The organism is Streptomyces sp. NPDC043427 (genome assembly GCF_056436655.1).
This window is the reverse complement of sequence record NZ_JBWKCC010000047.1, coordinates 12922-27594: the sequence shown is the minus strand read 5'-3', so window position 1 is coordinate 27594 and position 14673 is coordinate 12922. Positions and strand designations below refer to the sequence as shown.

Annotated in this window: 8 protein-coding genes; 2 read left to right on the top strand and 6 right to left on the bottom strand. The window is 65.7% G+C overall.

The features are described from left to right. Positions 1 to 255 precede the first annotated feature (255 nt). Positions 256 to 513, bottom strand: a complete 258-nt coding sequence (locus AC067M_RS43475) for a hypothetical protein (RefSeq protein WP_478702530.1) — start codon at positions 511 to 513, stop codon at positions 256 to 258. 128 nt (positions 514 to 641) lie between these two features. On the opposite strand from AC067M_RS43475, the gene AC067M_RS43470 reads away from it, so the two are divergent. After that, positions 642 to 992 (top strand): DUF6233 domain-containing protein, encoded by a 351-nt coding sequence (locus tag AC067M_RS43470; RefSeq protein ID WP_478702529.1) that lies wholly within the window; start codon positions 642 to 644, stop codon positions 990 to 992. A gap of 80 nt (positions 993 to 1072) precedes the next feature. Beyond that, a complete protein-coding gene (locus AC067M_RS43465) occupies positions 1073 to 1312 on the top strand; it encodes an ATP-dependent DNA ligase (RefSeq protein ID WP_478702528.1) in 240 nt (79 codons plus the stop codon). A gap of 402 nt (positions 1313 to 1714) precedes the next feature. Here the strand turns inward: AC067M_RS43465 and AC067M_RS43460 are convergent, their stop codons facing one another. From AC067M_RS43460 to AC067M_RS43440, 5 genes are all read right to left on the bottom strand, one after another. Continuing rightward, a complete protein-coding gene (locus AC067M_RS43460) occupies positions 1715 to 2632 on the bottom strand; it encodes an RCC1 domain-containing protein (RefSeq protein ID WP_478702527.1) in 918 nt (305 codons plus the stop codon). A 61-nt stretch (positions 2633 to 2693) separates the two neighbouring features. Continuing rightward, on the bottom strand, positions 2694 to 3527 hold the full coding sequence (locus tag AC067M_RS43455; protein ID WP_478702526.1) for an IS5 family transposase: 834 nt from the start codon (positions 3525 to 3527) through the stop codon (positions 2694 to 2696). 329 nt (positions 3528 to 3856) lie between these two features. Beyond that, positions 3857 to 4081, bottom strand: coding sequence for a bacteriocin immunity protein (locus AC067M_RS43450; RefSeq protein WP_478702525.1), 225 nt, complete (start codon positions 4079 to 4081; stop codon positions 3857 to 3859). A gap of 28 nt (positions 4082 to 4109) precedes the next feature. Beyond that, complete coding sequence (locus AC067M_RS43445; RefSeq protein WP_478702524.1) at positions 4110 to 10640, bottom strand: RHS repeat-associated core domain-containing protein; 6531 nt, start codon at positions 10638 to 10640, stop codon at positions 4110 to 4112. A gap of 120 nt (positions 10641 to 10760) precedes the next feature. Further along, positions 10761 to 14444: a laminin G domain-containing protein gene (locus AC067M_RS43440; RefSeq protein WP_478702523.1), complete on the bottom strand. Its 3684-nt coding sequence runs from the start codon at positions 14442 to 14444 to the stop codon at positions 10761 to 10763. Positions 14445 to 14673 lie beyond the last annotated feature (229 nt).

Below are 14673 nucleotides of genomic sequence, written 5' to 3'. Positions count from 1 at the left end.
GCCGACCACCCGGCCAATCAGACCATCGAGGCCAGGTTCCGGTCGCTGAACATCCCGGTCCCCGAGGTGACCCAGGCGCTGAGCGCCCGCGAGGCCGCGCTCGCCGGCGACGGACCCACGATTCACTCCTTCACATCGGAGGTGCTGATCGTGAAGCACGCAGGCCCCGCCGATCCCGCCGCTCTCCAGCGTCGCCAGGACCTGCTCCCGGTTGTCCCACAGCTCCTGGGTGTTGTGCACGGTGGTGTCCAGGTCCTAGGTGGCCAGGTAGCCGATCTCATAGACGCCGGTCCCCAGCGCCAGGCGGAAGGACAGGCGCCGCCACCCGGGCTTGTAGGAGCGGCGCCGGACCTTGCCCTCCACCTTCGGCAGGACGCGGGTGCCCGAGCGCCAGAACGTGGCGTCGGTCCGCTTGACGCCGTCCGGGTCCCGGCCGGCCAGGATGCGGCCGATGCCGCGCACGAGGGAGTCGGCGGACTCCTCCACCTGCTTGTCGAACTTCGTCTGTGCCATGGGCCGTGCCCTTTCGGTCTGCGCTCCCGGCACCTCACACCCGGAAGCGGACACCGACCGTAAAAGCGTTGGCCTGTGGATAGACTCCGCCGATTCCAGCCCCTCCCTCGGTTCATAGAATCGAACGCATGAACGATGAACCGTCGCGGCTCCAGCTGCTCCACTTCGCCCGCCGCGTGGTGGTTCAGCAGGCGACGGCAGCCCTCGCCCAGATCGACGGCTGGATCGCCCTCGAGGAACGACGCGAGGCGGAGCGGCGCCGCGGCATGGAGACGCGGCCGGCCCCGCCGGACTGGCTGATCCAGCACGGCCTCAACCGCACCAACGTGGACGCTGTGCACACCGGCGACTGCTGGGCGGCGGCCAAGAGCGGCCGGTGCCGCCCGGCCACCCGGCAGCAAGCGATCGAGGCGCTGCGCCATCAGGTACCGGCGTGCATTCACTGCCGTCCCGATACGGCGCTCGGCATCTTCGACTAGCTCCAGGCGGTGACCGGCTGCCGGGTGACGGTGATCCGCTCGCCGGGCCGGCGGTGGCCGAGGCGGAAAGGCATGACGGCATGACGTGGTCCTTGCCCGAGCCGATGCTGACGGTGCCCGTGGACAGCCCCGCGCTACCCCTGGGGTGGGCAGCAGAGCCGAAGTGGGACGGCTACCGCGCCCAGCTCGCCGTGCACGGGGACGGGCGGGTGCTGCTGCGCTCCCGGCAGGAGACGGACATGACCGGCTCGTTCCCCGAGATCCGGGCGGCGGCACTCGCGCAGCTGCCCGCGGACACCGGGCTGGACGGCGTTATGTGACCTGTCGGCCTGTCTCAGCCCGTTGATGTCTCATGTCGGACGCGGGGCCTGCTTCGGGCGAAGGGCTCCGCAAAGGGTGCGCTGCACTGGGCCGCCAAGGGTGCACGCCTCTCCCGATGCGGCTCATCGGTCGCGCTCCGGCTCAGTCGCTTGTGTACCTCCAGTGCGTCGTCGGACTGTATGAACCCTTGATCCGGTTGAGCCACGTGGTGTTGGAGTGTCGTTGCTGGCGGGGCGCATGCTGATCAAGCTTGCGGCGAGTAGCAGAGCGCCCCCGATGTAGAAGGGGGCGCGAAGCCCGAAGGAGTCGGCTTCAAGACCCGCGAGGGCAGCGCCGAGCGTGATTCCGCCGCCGATGACCATCTGGTAGGCCATGCCGACGCGTCCCAGTAAGGACTGGAATCAGAATGAGGTCTCTGTGGCTCGGGAATGACGGCGTGTCAGTTCGCGTTGGTGCGGCCCGGAGGCCTGTGGAAGCTGGACTCCGGACCAGGCATCGACTTCGCACTGTCTGTCGGCATTGTTTCCTGTGGTCACGACTGTGCCGTTGGCACGCAGGCCAAGGGTGTGCGTTGAACCGGCCGCCACGGCGACAATGTCGCGCCAATCGCCGACTTCGCACTGTCCGTAGCTGTTGTCTCCCGCTGCGAGGACCCGTCCGGACGCAGTGACCCCGACGGTGTGGTAGCTGCCCGCGCCGAGCGCCACCACGTCTTCCCACTCATCGACCTCGCACGCCCCGGTTGCCCGGTCTCCGGTCGCTACTGCCCGCCCGTCGGCTCTGAGGCCGACGGTATGGAGATACCCGGCCGAAATGGCGGCTAGGTCACGCCACCCTTCAACGGCACACTGCCCTCGTCGGTTGTTCCCCGCGGCCAGTGCAGAACCATCTGACCGGACGCCGACCGAGTGCCAGTCACCACACGAGAGGACGACCATCTCGCGCCAGGACTGCACGTCGCACTGTCCTTCTGAACTCCGGCCAACTGCTAGCACGCGGCCATTCGCGAGTAGCCCGAGCGTGCGGCGCCAGCCTGCGGCCACGGCCGTGATGCCTCGCCATCCGGCGACATCACATTGCCCATCGCCATTCCACCCCGTTGCCAGCACCGTACCGTCCGACCGGAGTCCCACCGTATGAGACCTGCCCGTGTTCGTCGCGGTATGGACGTTGCCAGCTGCCACCGCGACGACGTCTTCCCATCGCTCGACACGACATTCAGCGGCTGCGGTATTGCCCACGGCGAGAACGGTTCCATCCCAGCGCCGTCCGACCGAATGACGCCTTCCGGCCGCCAGCGCCGATGGGTCAGCGAGCATTCCGCCTCCTTGTGCTGGCGCGAGTTCGCGACATGGGATTCCACCTTACTTTGGCCTGGAATCAGAGCGGGCTCATCAGTCGTCGCCAGCAGATGACGGCACAACCGAGTGTGATGAAGGCCTGGTGGATGTCGTCGCGGATCTCCCAGCGGATGCGTAGGCGGCGGAACCAGTGCAGTAGTGCGATGGCGCCTTCCACGACCCAGCGGTGTACGCCGAGTCCGGAGCCGTGTTCGGTGCCGCGCCGGGCGATGTGCGGGGTGATCTCGAACCGTCGGACCTGGTCGCGGTAGCTCTCGTGGTCGTAGCCGCGGTCGGCGTAGAGGTGCTTCGGGCGGCGCAGCGGTTGGCCGCGTTTGCCTCGGATCGGCGGGACCGCTCGGATCAGTGGGATCAGCTGGGTCACGTCGTTGCGGTTGCCGCCGGTCAGCGTGGTGGCCAGCGGGATGCCGTGGGCCTCGACGATCACGTGGTGCTTGCTGCCGGTCTTGCCCCGGTCCACCGGGGACGGGCCGGTGGCCGCACCACCTTTCATCGCCCGCAGATGGCTTGAGTCGACTGACGCCCGGGAGAGATCCAGTATGCCGGCCGCCCGCAGTTCGGCCAGCAGCAGCTCGTGCAGGCGCTGCCAGACCCCGGCCTCGTTCCACTCCCGCAGTCGCCTCCAGCAGGTCATCCCGGAGCCGAAGCCGAGTTCCTGCGGGAGGTCGCGCCAGGGGATGCCGGTGTAGAGCACGAACAGGATGCCGCACAGAACCCGCCGGTCATCGAGCCGACGACGCCCCGGGTACCGGAAGCGCCGCTCAATCACCGGCAACAGCGGCTCGATACGCTCCCACAGCCCATCGTCAACCTCCCACGGCTTGCGCCCACCACGAGTCTCGGTCGCGACCACCCCCTCCGGGCCGCATCAACGCTAACTGACACCTCGTCATTCCCAAGCCTGAGAGACCTCATTCTGATTCCAGTCCTAATTGAGATGGGGGTGAGCCGAGACGGCGCAGTCCCCGCGCTCTCGCGCCCATTCCGTGGCAGCCACGCACCGGTGGCCGCACCGCTACGAGGACGGTGTGGGGGCACCGGTTCCGGCGCATCCGCCCGGCGGAGGCCGGGCGGATAACGGACATCAGCGCGCCGCGATCACATCTCGAACGCTCTCCTGCTGCAGGAATTCTCACTCCTACCGAATGTGACGTGCTTGTACAGCCGCGACCTGTAAAGCTTTCACAGCGCGATGGGCTTGTACGAAAGGGCAGCATCGACGATCTGCTCAGCAGTCGGCTCGTCCGGTAGGCCTTCCGATTGCGGATGGAAGATGAGGTCGAGCACGCGAGGGTGCAGCACATTACTTTCGAGGGTCTCGATCATAATGGCTTCCTCCTCCTCGGTGCCCTCCACGGCCATGATCTTGTCAACCAACTCGACGAGCTGCTCGCGCGTCATGCTCATTCGTTCTCCATTCCGTGCACGAGACCGTTCACTTGTGATAACTCGGGTCCAGCACCTCTTCATGGTATCTCGGGGTCACAACTACCAGGTTGTCCAGGTCGTATACACCCCCACCGCGCTGGATTGGCGTCACGTGATGCAATACATAATTGGCATTCTTCCCCATGTTTTGCCCCTTGAACACGAACGGTGCCCTTCCGTTCGCCATACGGGTCCTGTCTGACTTGGGGAACTGTTTGGCCAATTCCGGAACCTTTGACACCTCCTCCCAGAAGGCTTCGCGAAAATCTCCGAATTTCGCAAACTCGCGCCCTTGAAGCTGACGAGCAACCTGCCCTGGAATCTTGCCAGCGTTCGCCTTATTACCCCTGAGCCATTGACCAGAAATATCTTTAAGAAGCGCGCCACCCGTAACAGCACCAGGCGAGTTTCTCAGTTGTGCCGCGGTTCGAGCCCCTGTTATGGCGAGCCGATTTTCAGCTCGATTCAGAAACATAAAGGCGATGCTGCCGGCCCAAGTCGCCCCGCCAGAAGAGAACGACGAGCCAGCCACATCGCAGGCCGTTTCGTCATGATGAACTGTGCAATTCCAGTAATCGTCAAAGACGGTCAATTCCTTGTAGTCTTTGGCGACGCGCTGCCGAAATTCTTGGTCGCATCCGCTGGACACGTCCACGCCGCACATGCCTTGGAGGCCGGAGATGCTTGGCGTATTGCTTGCTGCAAAATCCAGGCCTGCATTGCAGGCCGCGTCGCAGCCGCTTCCCTCGACGACACCGTCGTACTGTTCGGGGTGCCGATCTTGGTGCTTCTTCACTGCCTCCTGGACAGAGCTCACACCACCGCAGCCGACTTCCGGCATGCAGACCCCGAGACCGGACGGGTCGTCAAGGGTGACAGGGCTGTTGTTGGCGTAGTTGTAGCCGTTGAGCGACTGGTGCTGGTCCAGGGTCAGCAAGGGGTCGACGCTGATGAACTGGCCGATGACGGGGTCGTATTCGCGGGCGCCGATGTGGGTCAGGCCCGTGCCAGCATCAGCCGGCATGCCGAGGAAACCCTTGTCGTCCGGCCAGACGCCTGTCGTTGCGCCCCTGCTCGTGCCGAATGGCTTGCTGTAGCGCTTGCTGAGGGCCTGGGTGGAGTCGCTGGTGACGGAGATGGAGCTGGTGCCGTGGTGGTCGGCGGCGAGGAAACTGAGCTTCTCGGTGCCGGACTCGTTGGTGCGCAGGGCGATGGTGGCGTCAGCTGCGGTGTAGTAGCGATTGGCCCACTTTTTGCCGCTTTTGAGGTGGAGTTCAGTCGCGCCGAGGTAGAGGACTGTCTCACCGTTGGTGGCGCTGTCACGGCGGATGAGGAGTTGGCCGTCGGCGTCGTAGAGGTAGTTGGTGGAGGTGGCCGCGGTGCCCTCGATGAGGCGGGTGAGTTTGCCTTCCGCGTTCCAGTTGAGCGTCTGGGTGGTGGTGGAGTCGGGCTTTTCGACGCGGGTTTCGGTGTTGCCCGTGTCGTCGTAGGTGTACTGCTGCGGCAGGCCCGTGCACGTGCCGGTGGTCGTGGTTGCGGTCAGGGCGTGCGGACGTGCCGCGTCGTAGCAGTAGGTCGTCGTGACGGGGGTGGTGGTGTTCTGCGTTTCGGTCTTGCGCTGGCCCGATGCCGTGTAGGTGTACGACGTCCAGTACGGGGCGGGGCCAGCCAGGTTGGCCGTGGTACGGCCCGTGGTGGCGCAGTCCGCTGTCTTAGGGGTCCAGGCTTCGGCCAGGCGGCGCTGTGTGTCGTAGGTGAAGCACTGGTTGTCGGCGCCTGTGCCGATGTTCGCGCTGTCGAAGATGGAGGTGACGTTGCCAGCCTGGTCGTAGCGGTACGTGAGGTCCTGGACGGGGCCACGGGTCTGGTCGTCTGTGGCAGCGCTCAGCAGGCGGCCGGTGCCTCGTTCGTAGGTGTTGGTCAGGAAGACCCGCTTAGTACCTTCGGCCGTTGAGGTACCAAGCTGCATCTGGCCGACCTGTCCGAGAGCTGTGTAGTCGGTGTCCAGCACGTAGCCGGTAGTACCGGAGAGCTCAGTCGGCAGGCCCGCGTTGTTGTAGCGGTACTCGAGGAGTTCGGAAGCGAGTCCCCCAGCGGCGGGTTCCCGGATAGTGCCGACTGTGCCGTCGAGGCGATACGTGGTCTCGAAAGTGCTGACCGCTGCAATCCCGCCGGAGGTGACCAGTGGGTCGTCAGACGGCAGGGTGAGGGTGGTGGCGGTGGGGCGGTAGAGAGAGTCGTAGGACTTGACCTGCTTGGTATAGGCCTTGCCCGTCTTGCCGTTCTCGTAGCGGATGGACGCTGTGGGCAGTCCCTTGAGGAGGCTGTCGTACGTCCAGGCGGCGATCTGGTTGGCGTCAGTGCGGGAGGTCTGCCACAGGTCGGTCTTGCGGCCGAGTTCGTCGTAGCCGTAGAGGAGGGTGCGGTTCTCGGCGTCTGTCGTCGTGTCGATCTGGTCGAGGGCCGTGTAGCTGGTGCGAGTGGTGCCCTTGTCTGGGTCCACTGCCTTCACCTGGCGGCCGAACAGGTCGTACTCGTAGCTCCACTGCGTGTTGTCAGGACCGGTGATCGTTTCGTTCTGGCTGTCGTTGGTGTAGGTGTAGCGGACCCGGGTGTACGACGTGCCGGTAGTCGCGCCGTAGGCGGTGTCGTTGGGCTGGGTGCCCCCGTAGGTGCGCGTTTCCGTGGTGCGGCCGAGGGCGTCGGTGATAGTGCGCGTGGCGTTGCCGCCCTGGACCGCCGTCGTTGCAACGGAGTCACCGGTGTAGGTCGTAGTGGTGGACCACTTCTTCACCCCGTCGACGAGCAGCGTCGACGTCGTGGCGCGGCCGGCGCCGTCGAATTGTGTCTGGGTCTGGGTCGCTCCGCCGTAGGGCACCTGGGCGTACTCGCCGTTAGGGGCGGTGGTGTTGTCGTAGACGTCAGCGTACGTCTCGTAGATCAGGCCGCGGCTGTCATAGCGCGTGTCTGTCAGGATCCTCCCGCCCAGGGGTGATTCCGTTTGGGTCTGAATCGGACGCAGCTGTGAGTCGTAGAGCGCGTAAACGGTGCGGTACGCGCTGCTGCTCTTGAGAGTGGCGACGGAGGTCCAGGGAGCTTTGTCGCGTGCGAGGCCGTAGGCGAACTTCGCGTTGGGCGTGTCGTTCGCGGAACGAGAGCGGTTGGGCAGCCAGGTGGCAGTGATACGGCCGAGGGCGTCGTAGGTGTGCTCGGTGCGGTTGACGTTGGCGTCGAGGGTGTAAGTGACCGTGCCGCGGGCTGGGTCGTAGTTGGTGGTCGTCTGGTGGGTCTGGTCGTTGGATGACAGGCGTGGTGCCTTGACGGCGAGCGTGAACAGGGGACCGGCCGCTGCTGGGTAGTAGGTGGTGGTTGTGGTCCGGCCCTTGGCGTCGGTCACGGTCAGGGGGCGGCCCAGCTTGGCCGTGGTGGTGTCGTAGGTGGTGGTGGCGGTGGTTTGCCAGCCGCTGGTGGGCAGGGGGTTTCGGTCTGCCGTGCCGGAGGCAGCCGGGTATGCCTTGGCCCGGCCGGTCCAGGTGGGCAGTCCCAGGGTCGGGGTCTGGTCCGGGCTCCAGCCGGTGGCGGCAGGGGTGTCGTAGACGGTGGCGGTGTCGGCTAGAACATCGCCGCGTGTGGTGGCGGACGTCGGGAGGGTGAGAGTGTCGTCGGTGCTGGAGCAGGGCTTGGCGACGACCCGGTTACGGGAGATGAGTGACGTCAGGCCCTTGGCGTCGTTTCGGGCGTACCAAGTGCGGGTGCAGGTTTCGTCACCGGTGAGGGACCAGTCGCCGTGGTTGTCGACCTTGGTGACCATGCCGTACGTGGTGTCGTAGCTCCGCGAGACCGCGGCGACACGCCACTTCTGAGCTGCGGTCAGGTACGTGTCAGTGTAGGTGCGGGCGCCCCTGACGAAGTATGCCTTGATGTTCGCGTACGACTTCTGCTGGCTGGCGGTCTGTTGGGCCCAGAGGTTGTTGATGGTGGTGGAGATCGCCGTGGCGCCGTTGTAGGTGATCTCCTGGCGCAGCTGGCCGGCGAAGTAGTCGTGGTCGTTGTAGTCGCCGACGTCGAGATCGTCGGTGCTGATGCCGGTGACGTTGTCGAGGTCGATGCCTTTGACGACGGCGGTGCGGGTGGTGCCGTCCTTGCGTTTGTCGCCGTTCAGGCCCTGCATGAACAGCTTCACGGTCTTGGAGCGGGTGGTGCCGACGTCGCCGGTGTAGGTGGTGACCTGCTGGTAGCCGCGCCAGATCGACCAGGTGCGTTCCTTCTCCTTGGTGAAGGGGTCGTCGTTGTAGTGCCAGCCCGGCGAAGAGTACTCGTAGGCCAGCTGAGTTCCGGGGTTGCCTGCGCCGGGGTCGTTGGTGGTGATGGCGGTGACGCGGTACTTGTGGAACCAGTCCAGCGCTGGGTCGCCGCCGTTGATCGGCCAGTAGACCGGGTAGCAGGGCTTGTCGTTGTTGTCCTCGGCTGCGGGCATGTTGCTGCCGCGCGCGCACTCGGGCTGAGAGAAGGTGACGGACGTGATTGCGCCGGTCTCCGAGACGACGGAGGCGATGCGCGGTCTGGTCAGAGGGAGGATGTTGTCGCTGGTGGAGTCGACCCGGTTGGGGCGCTGCTGGTAGGTGAACTCGACGGGCGGCACTTTGATGTCGGTGCCGTTCTTGCCGGTGCGGGTGAGCGAGTCGAGCGTGAGTACCTGGTCGGAGCTGTTGTCGATGTCCTGCCCGTCGTAGAAGCTCTGGTCGAGGGCGTAGGAATCAACCGGCTGGAAGGCGTCCGGCTCAGCGGCACGCGACCAGTAGTGGGTGTCGATGCTCGTCAGTCGTTTGCGGGTGAAGAAGGCAGGGCCCGTGGCTTGGCAGTCGTCCTCGCTGGCGGAGCAGATGCTGTCGAAGGGGACGTCCGGCCAGTTGTCGGCGGTGTCCTTGGTGAGGGAGGAGCAGTCGGCAGCGGTGCAGCGCTCCTTGTAGGTGAAGGTGATCTTGTCGGAGGCGGGGGCCGTGAACAGTGTGTCGTTGCGCTGGCCGTAGCGGATCTCTTCGAGGTATCCGCCGCGGGTGTAGGGGGCCAGGTCGGTCTTGTCGCCGTTCTTGGCGTAGTGGTTGGTCTCCGCCTTGTACCAGTAGGTGGAGGCGTTGCCGTGGACGTCCTCGATCAGGTCGAGGTTCCAGCGCCATGCCTGGGTCTCGGAACGGTCCTTGAACTGGGTTCCCTTGTCGTAGCCGGGTTCCTTGTCGTCGTCGCCGAAGACTGGAACCGTCCAGACCGAGTTGGTGCGCTCGCTGCCTGCGCCTGGCAGCTTGTTGAGGCCGAAGGTGTACGTGGTGCCATCGCCGGCGACGATCTTCCAGTGCTCACCGTTGTTGTCATCGTTGTCTGCGTCGGTGAGGCGGGTCACTTTGGAGGCGTCGTCGTCCTTGAGGTGCCAGACGCCCTTGGTGTCGTCCAGGACCAGCTCGGTGGATTTGCCGTTGAGCACGAGCGAGGCGTTGTCGTACTTCCAGCACAGGTCGAACTTGTCGGTCTGTCCGTCGTCATCGCACACGCCGTACTTGCGCTCGATGTAGGACGAGGTCAGCTCGAAGCCCTCACCGACGAGAGACGACTGGTTGTTGGTGTTGGCGGTGCGGCCGTCGATGCTTCCCGAGTTGTAGGAGAGGCTGAGGGACGGTTCCGGGCCCGCAGCCGCAGGTGGTGCCGCGATCGGGTACGACCAGGTGAACGCGCCCGAGGCGCCCCCCGCCTCCCAACTCGACGAGGCCGAGAGCTGCGTCGCCTCGAAGTCGCCGGAGCCCGACGGGGATGCGGTGGCTGATGTCGCGGTCACCGCCATGACCGTCGGTGCGGTCGCGGTCGTTCCTGCGAGCGTGGTGCGGGCGGTGACCGTCTGGGCCTGGATGTCGTTGTTCGACGCCTGCTTGGCGGTGGCGCGACACTGCGGCTTCTCTGGCGTCGTCAGAGCGCACGGGGGAAGAGTGACGAGCCCCAGACGGGAGGACCAGTTGCCACCGATCGACGAGGCGAACGAGCTGTAGTCGACGGTGACTTCAGCGGCCCCCGGGCTGTCCGCTGCTAGCGTGAAGAGGACGCCGGTCACACCTGCGCGACGGGCGGCCTTCTGGTCCAGGACAGTGACCTTCGTCTTGCCTCGAGCCAGGGCTCGCGCCTGGCGAGACGTGTTGCTGGCCTTGGCCGCCTTCGCCGTGACCAGAGCATCGTCGTTTCCTGTGTCGCCCAGGTCGATGGTGGAGACGGACGCCTTCGGCCACTCAGCGCGGCGCTCGGCCGTAGCCGATGCGACCCGCTTGCGGTTGGCCTTCTTCTCCTTGGCCACCTTGGCACGCGCGGCCTTGGCGAGGGGTGAGGTGACGGGCACGACTCGGGTCGGCTTGACGCCGGGCACATCGGGACGGCCCGGCAGTTCGGCCGCCGAGGCCAGCGGTGTGAGCGGGGTGGGTATAGACAGCACCGCCGCGAGCAGGACCGTCAGCGCGGCACGCCGGCCAGGAAGGCGAGCCGGGAACAGGCGAGGGGACACGGAAAGCTCTCCAGAAGGTGAAGGGCAGCCGGTGTGCGGCCGGAAGCTCGATGAAAAGGAGGGCGAGGCTCAGCTCGGCCTGGTGGGCGTGCCGCCACAGGACGGCACACCCACCAGAGGTCAGTAGCCGACCAGCGTTTCCACCTGGGTGGGATCGGTCACCGCGCCCGCCCACAGGCGGATGTCGGTGATCCGGCCCGGCAGGTAATGGCCCCAGGCACCGTTGGTGAAGCCCTTGCCCACCGCGAACTCACCACTGCCGACGGAGGCGGTGTAGGCAAGAGGAACGTCCTGGGGGTCGCTGCCCACGAAGAGAGTGATCTGACGCTTGTAGGCGTCATACGCTCCGACCAGGCCTACTTCGCTGTCCAGGACCGCCTCCTGGTCGCTGGCAACGGAAATGGTCGTGCCTTCCGCCGTGAGGCGGCCGAAGTACCAGCGAGCCTTCACGACAGGGCGCTTCACTACGTTTCCGTTGCCGTCCAGGACGGGATCGCCGTTCTCGTCCTCGACCGTCTCGCTCGAGGTACCGGTCTTCTCCACCCACATGCTCCACGAGGAGCCCGTCGCCGTGCGCTGGCCGAGGACCTGTGCGCGATAGCCGTCCGGCTTGCCAGCCAGCGCCTGCGTGTCCACTTCAGCCGTGGTGGCAACAGTGAAGGAGCCGGTGTCGGCCACCAACGGCCGCGAAACGCTGGCCGCACCAGACGTGCCGTTGAGGACCAGAGCCTCGCCGTCCAGGGAGGCGCCAGAGGACAGGCTCAGGGTGTTGCCGTAGCCGGACCGGTCAGGAAGCAATGTACCGGTAGCGCCTGAGGGTGCGTACTGGGCGACAAGTTCGGCGTAGGCCTTGTTGTTGGCGTCCACGGGGCTGGCCTCACGCGCGACCCTCGCGGGCAGCTTGGCCTCCTGCCACACCGCTACCTCGTCGATGTCGCCGGGGAAGTAGTCGACGTATGCGCCCTTGTATTTGACCCGGCCGATCTGCAGGGGTCCGGAAGCCGACCATGCGCCGGTGGTCAAGGTGTCGCTGCCCTGTTTGACGCCGTTGACGTAGAGGATGAGCTCCTCCAGACGGGTGTCGATCACTGCGGTCAGATGCGTCCACACCTTCGTCTGCGGGGCCTCGAGCGAATCGACCCGCTGGTTGTCTATCGAGGTACTGGCGGCATCGGCATCCGCGAGGCGCAGGCACCACCGGTTCGCGCCGGCGCAGTAGCCGAGGAGGAACGGGCTGTAGTACGTGCCGTCCTGGCCCATCACTGTTGCGGTCGTGCCCGTGCTGTCCAGGCGCACCCACGCAGCGACCGTGTACGAGGCCTGGGTCTCCACCACCTTTCCGGATGTTGCGGCATACGCCTGCCCGTTCAGCCTTAGTGCCTTGTCCTGCCCGGTCACGCCGTTTTCCGTGATCACTCCGCGGCGGCCCGTTATGGCCCGCGTGCCGGCAGTGATCGTTGCGTTGTCCCGTTGCGCAGTGTCGGAGGTCGACACGTCGACGGCCTGGCCTGATGCTTCGTTGAACGTCCACCGGCCCACCGACTCGTTGCTCTCCTTGACCAGGAAGCGGACACTGTTCTGTCCACCCGGCCGTTTTTGGGCATCCATGGCCTGGACGTCCAGCGTGATGGTGCCCGAGTCCCCCGGGGTGATCATTTCGGTGACGGTCGTTCCATCCTTCCAGTCCCGCCATGTGGTGTCGGTGGAGAGCTTGTAGCGGTAAGCGGCATTCACGTCGCCGCTGCCCGGTGCGAAGGTGACGCTGCCTGCCTGCGCGGGTCCTCCCGCTGGGGTGCATGCGCCGGGCAGGCACGCGCTGTAGACGGTGTTGAAGGTGACCGAGGGTGGCTTGGGCGCAGTGCTGTCGACGGTGAAGTAACACCATGGTGTGGGGCTGCTGCCCAAGACGGTTGACCCGCTGTAAGAGCGGGTCCAGGCCCGGTAGCGGTAGTGCTTGTTGTCTGTGAGGGTCGCGTTCCACACCTTTGTCTGGTCAACCCCGGCGCCCACGTACCCAGTCGTCGGACTTTCCGGTCCGCTGGATGGTTCTTTCGCGTCCGACCATGTGCCGTCGCTGTTGTGTACGTCCAGGTCGAAGTACACGCGCAGTGATGCCGACGCGGATCCGCCCGTCATGGTCCGCGGCGTGGCTCCCAGGCTGGGTGTTGGGTCCGACCACATGGTCGGGGCGGACGCGTTCTTGGAACAGACCACGCTGTTGCCGGTGCGCAAGCCGTACTCGTCGGGCATGGCGGGCTTGCCGATGTACGTCACGACGATCGCCGCGTCGTCGTCGAACCGCTTCCAGGCGATGGGGTCCGACTCGTCCTTCGCCTTCAGCATCAGTGTCAGTGTGGAGAACTTGCCGTCCGCGAAGGCCTTCACGGTCGGGGTGAGGTTTTCGTCCGTCTCGGCGGGGTTGTCGTTGAACTCGATCGGTGCTCGTGGCTGGGAGGGGTCGCATGCGCTGCCCCGGCCGGCGGAGACGTTCCTGTCGACCATCTGGTCCCAGGAGTTGTCGGACTTCGGGCCGCCCGGCCCTGGCCACTTGGATGACGAGGAGATGCCGTCCGTACGTTCCAGGTCCACCCAGCGCGCGTCGCAGGAGAACGACCATGTTTCCGTCACGACGAACGTGGCGTCCAGGACGTGCTTGCCCTTCAGGCTGCCTGGGGTGAACTCGAAGTACATGCGGTTGGTGTAGGGGCTGCCTGTCGTGCAGTAGTACAGGTAGTTACCGATCACCGCCGAGCCGCAGCGGCCCACGCTGACGCCATTGTCGCCGCCGGAGAAGTTGTAGAAGGAGTCTCCGTCCGACGACAGGACCGTGCGCTCCGATGAGTTCAGCTCGACCGACGGGTCGATGTACAGCGGCAGTTCGGTGCTGGTCGTCCGGTCGATGAGACTGGTGTCGGGGGTGATGGTGACCTTCTGCTCGGTCACGTCCACATCCATCAGTGCGGCCTCGTCGCCCGTGCCGGGGCCGGCGAGCGGATCGCCTTCCTCCACCGGGCCTGCGGGAAGCGGCTCGGCTTCCGGCGTGTCTCCCTGGGGGGCTTGCGAGACGGGGCGAACTGCAGTCGTCTGTGTGCCGGTCCCCTGACCGCTGGCGGACTCGGCGGCGCCTCCGGCGGAGTTCCACATGCGGGCCGAGGGCGAGCGGAAAACGACCTGGCCGTTGCCGTCGACAGCGTCCATGCTTCCGGCCGCGCCTTCGCGGATCTGCAGGCCCTCTACGTCCATCGAGTACACGAGAGAGGAAAGGGCCGGGTCCTTGGCGGCCTGGAGCGTTTCCACTTCCAGCACCTGCCGGAAGCCCTCCACCGTTGCCGTGAGGATCAGATTCACGTCCGGACGCACGTCTTCGTAGACGGCACGCGCACCCTCCAGCCGCGGTTCCGGAAGCTTGCCCGGCCACCCCAAGGAGACGGACTGACCGTCCTCGCCGATCGTCACCAGGCCCTTGCCCTCACCGCCGGGCGAGAACGACAAATCAACTGTGGCAGCCTTGGGACCGATCGATCCGTCCGCGCGCTTCTCCAACGTCGCGTCAGGCGCTGCCCAGCCACCCGCAGGCTTCTCCACGCGTACGGGAACGATGGACTTCCTGAGGGTGAACGTTTCTCCGTCCGGGTTGGCGAACACGGTGTCCCGCTCGGTGCGCTCCCCGGTCACCTCGACCGGTTCACCAGCTTCTACGGCCTGTTGCTGCGCCTGCTCCGTGGCGGACAGGTTCCGGCTCCCCGCGGCAGTAGCGGATGTCGCTGCCGCCTCCTGGCCGAACACAGGTACCGACACCAGCACGGTAAGCGCTGTCAACCAAGCCAGACCGCCCCGTTTGCCACGCGTGACACTTCGCGCACGGCGCCCCCTATCCCCCACTCCCCCACCCCTCGTTTACATGATCCTCACAGGTGAGCAAATGACACATGCATCGACCAACGGAAGTCAAGGAAAAAGCAAAGAAGAGCCCTGGACTAAGACCGGTATAACCCTGAAGAGCATGCATCCTGCGGCTAGGTACCTCATGAGT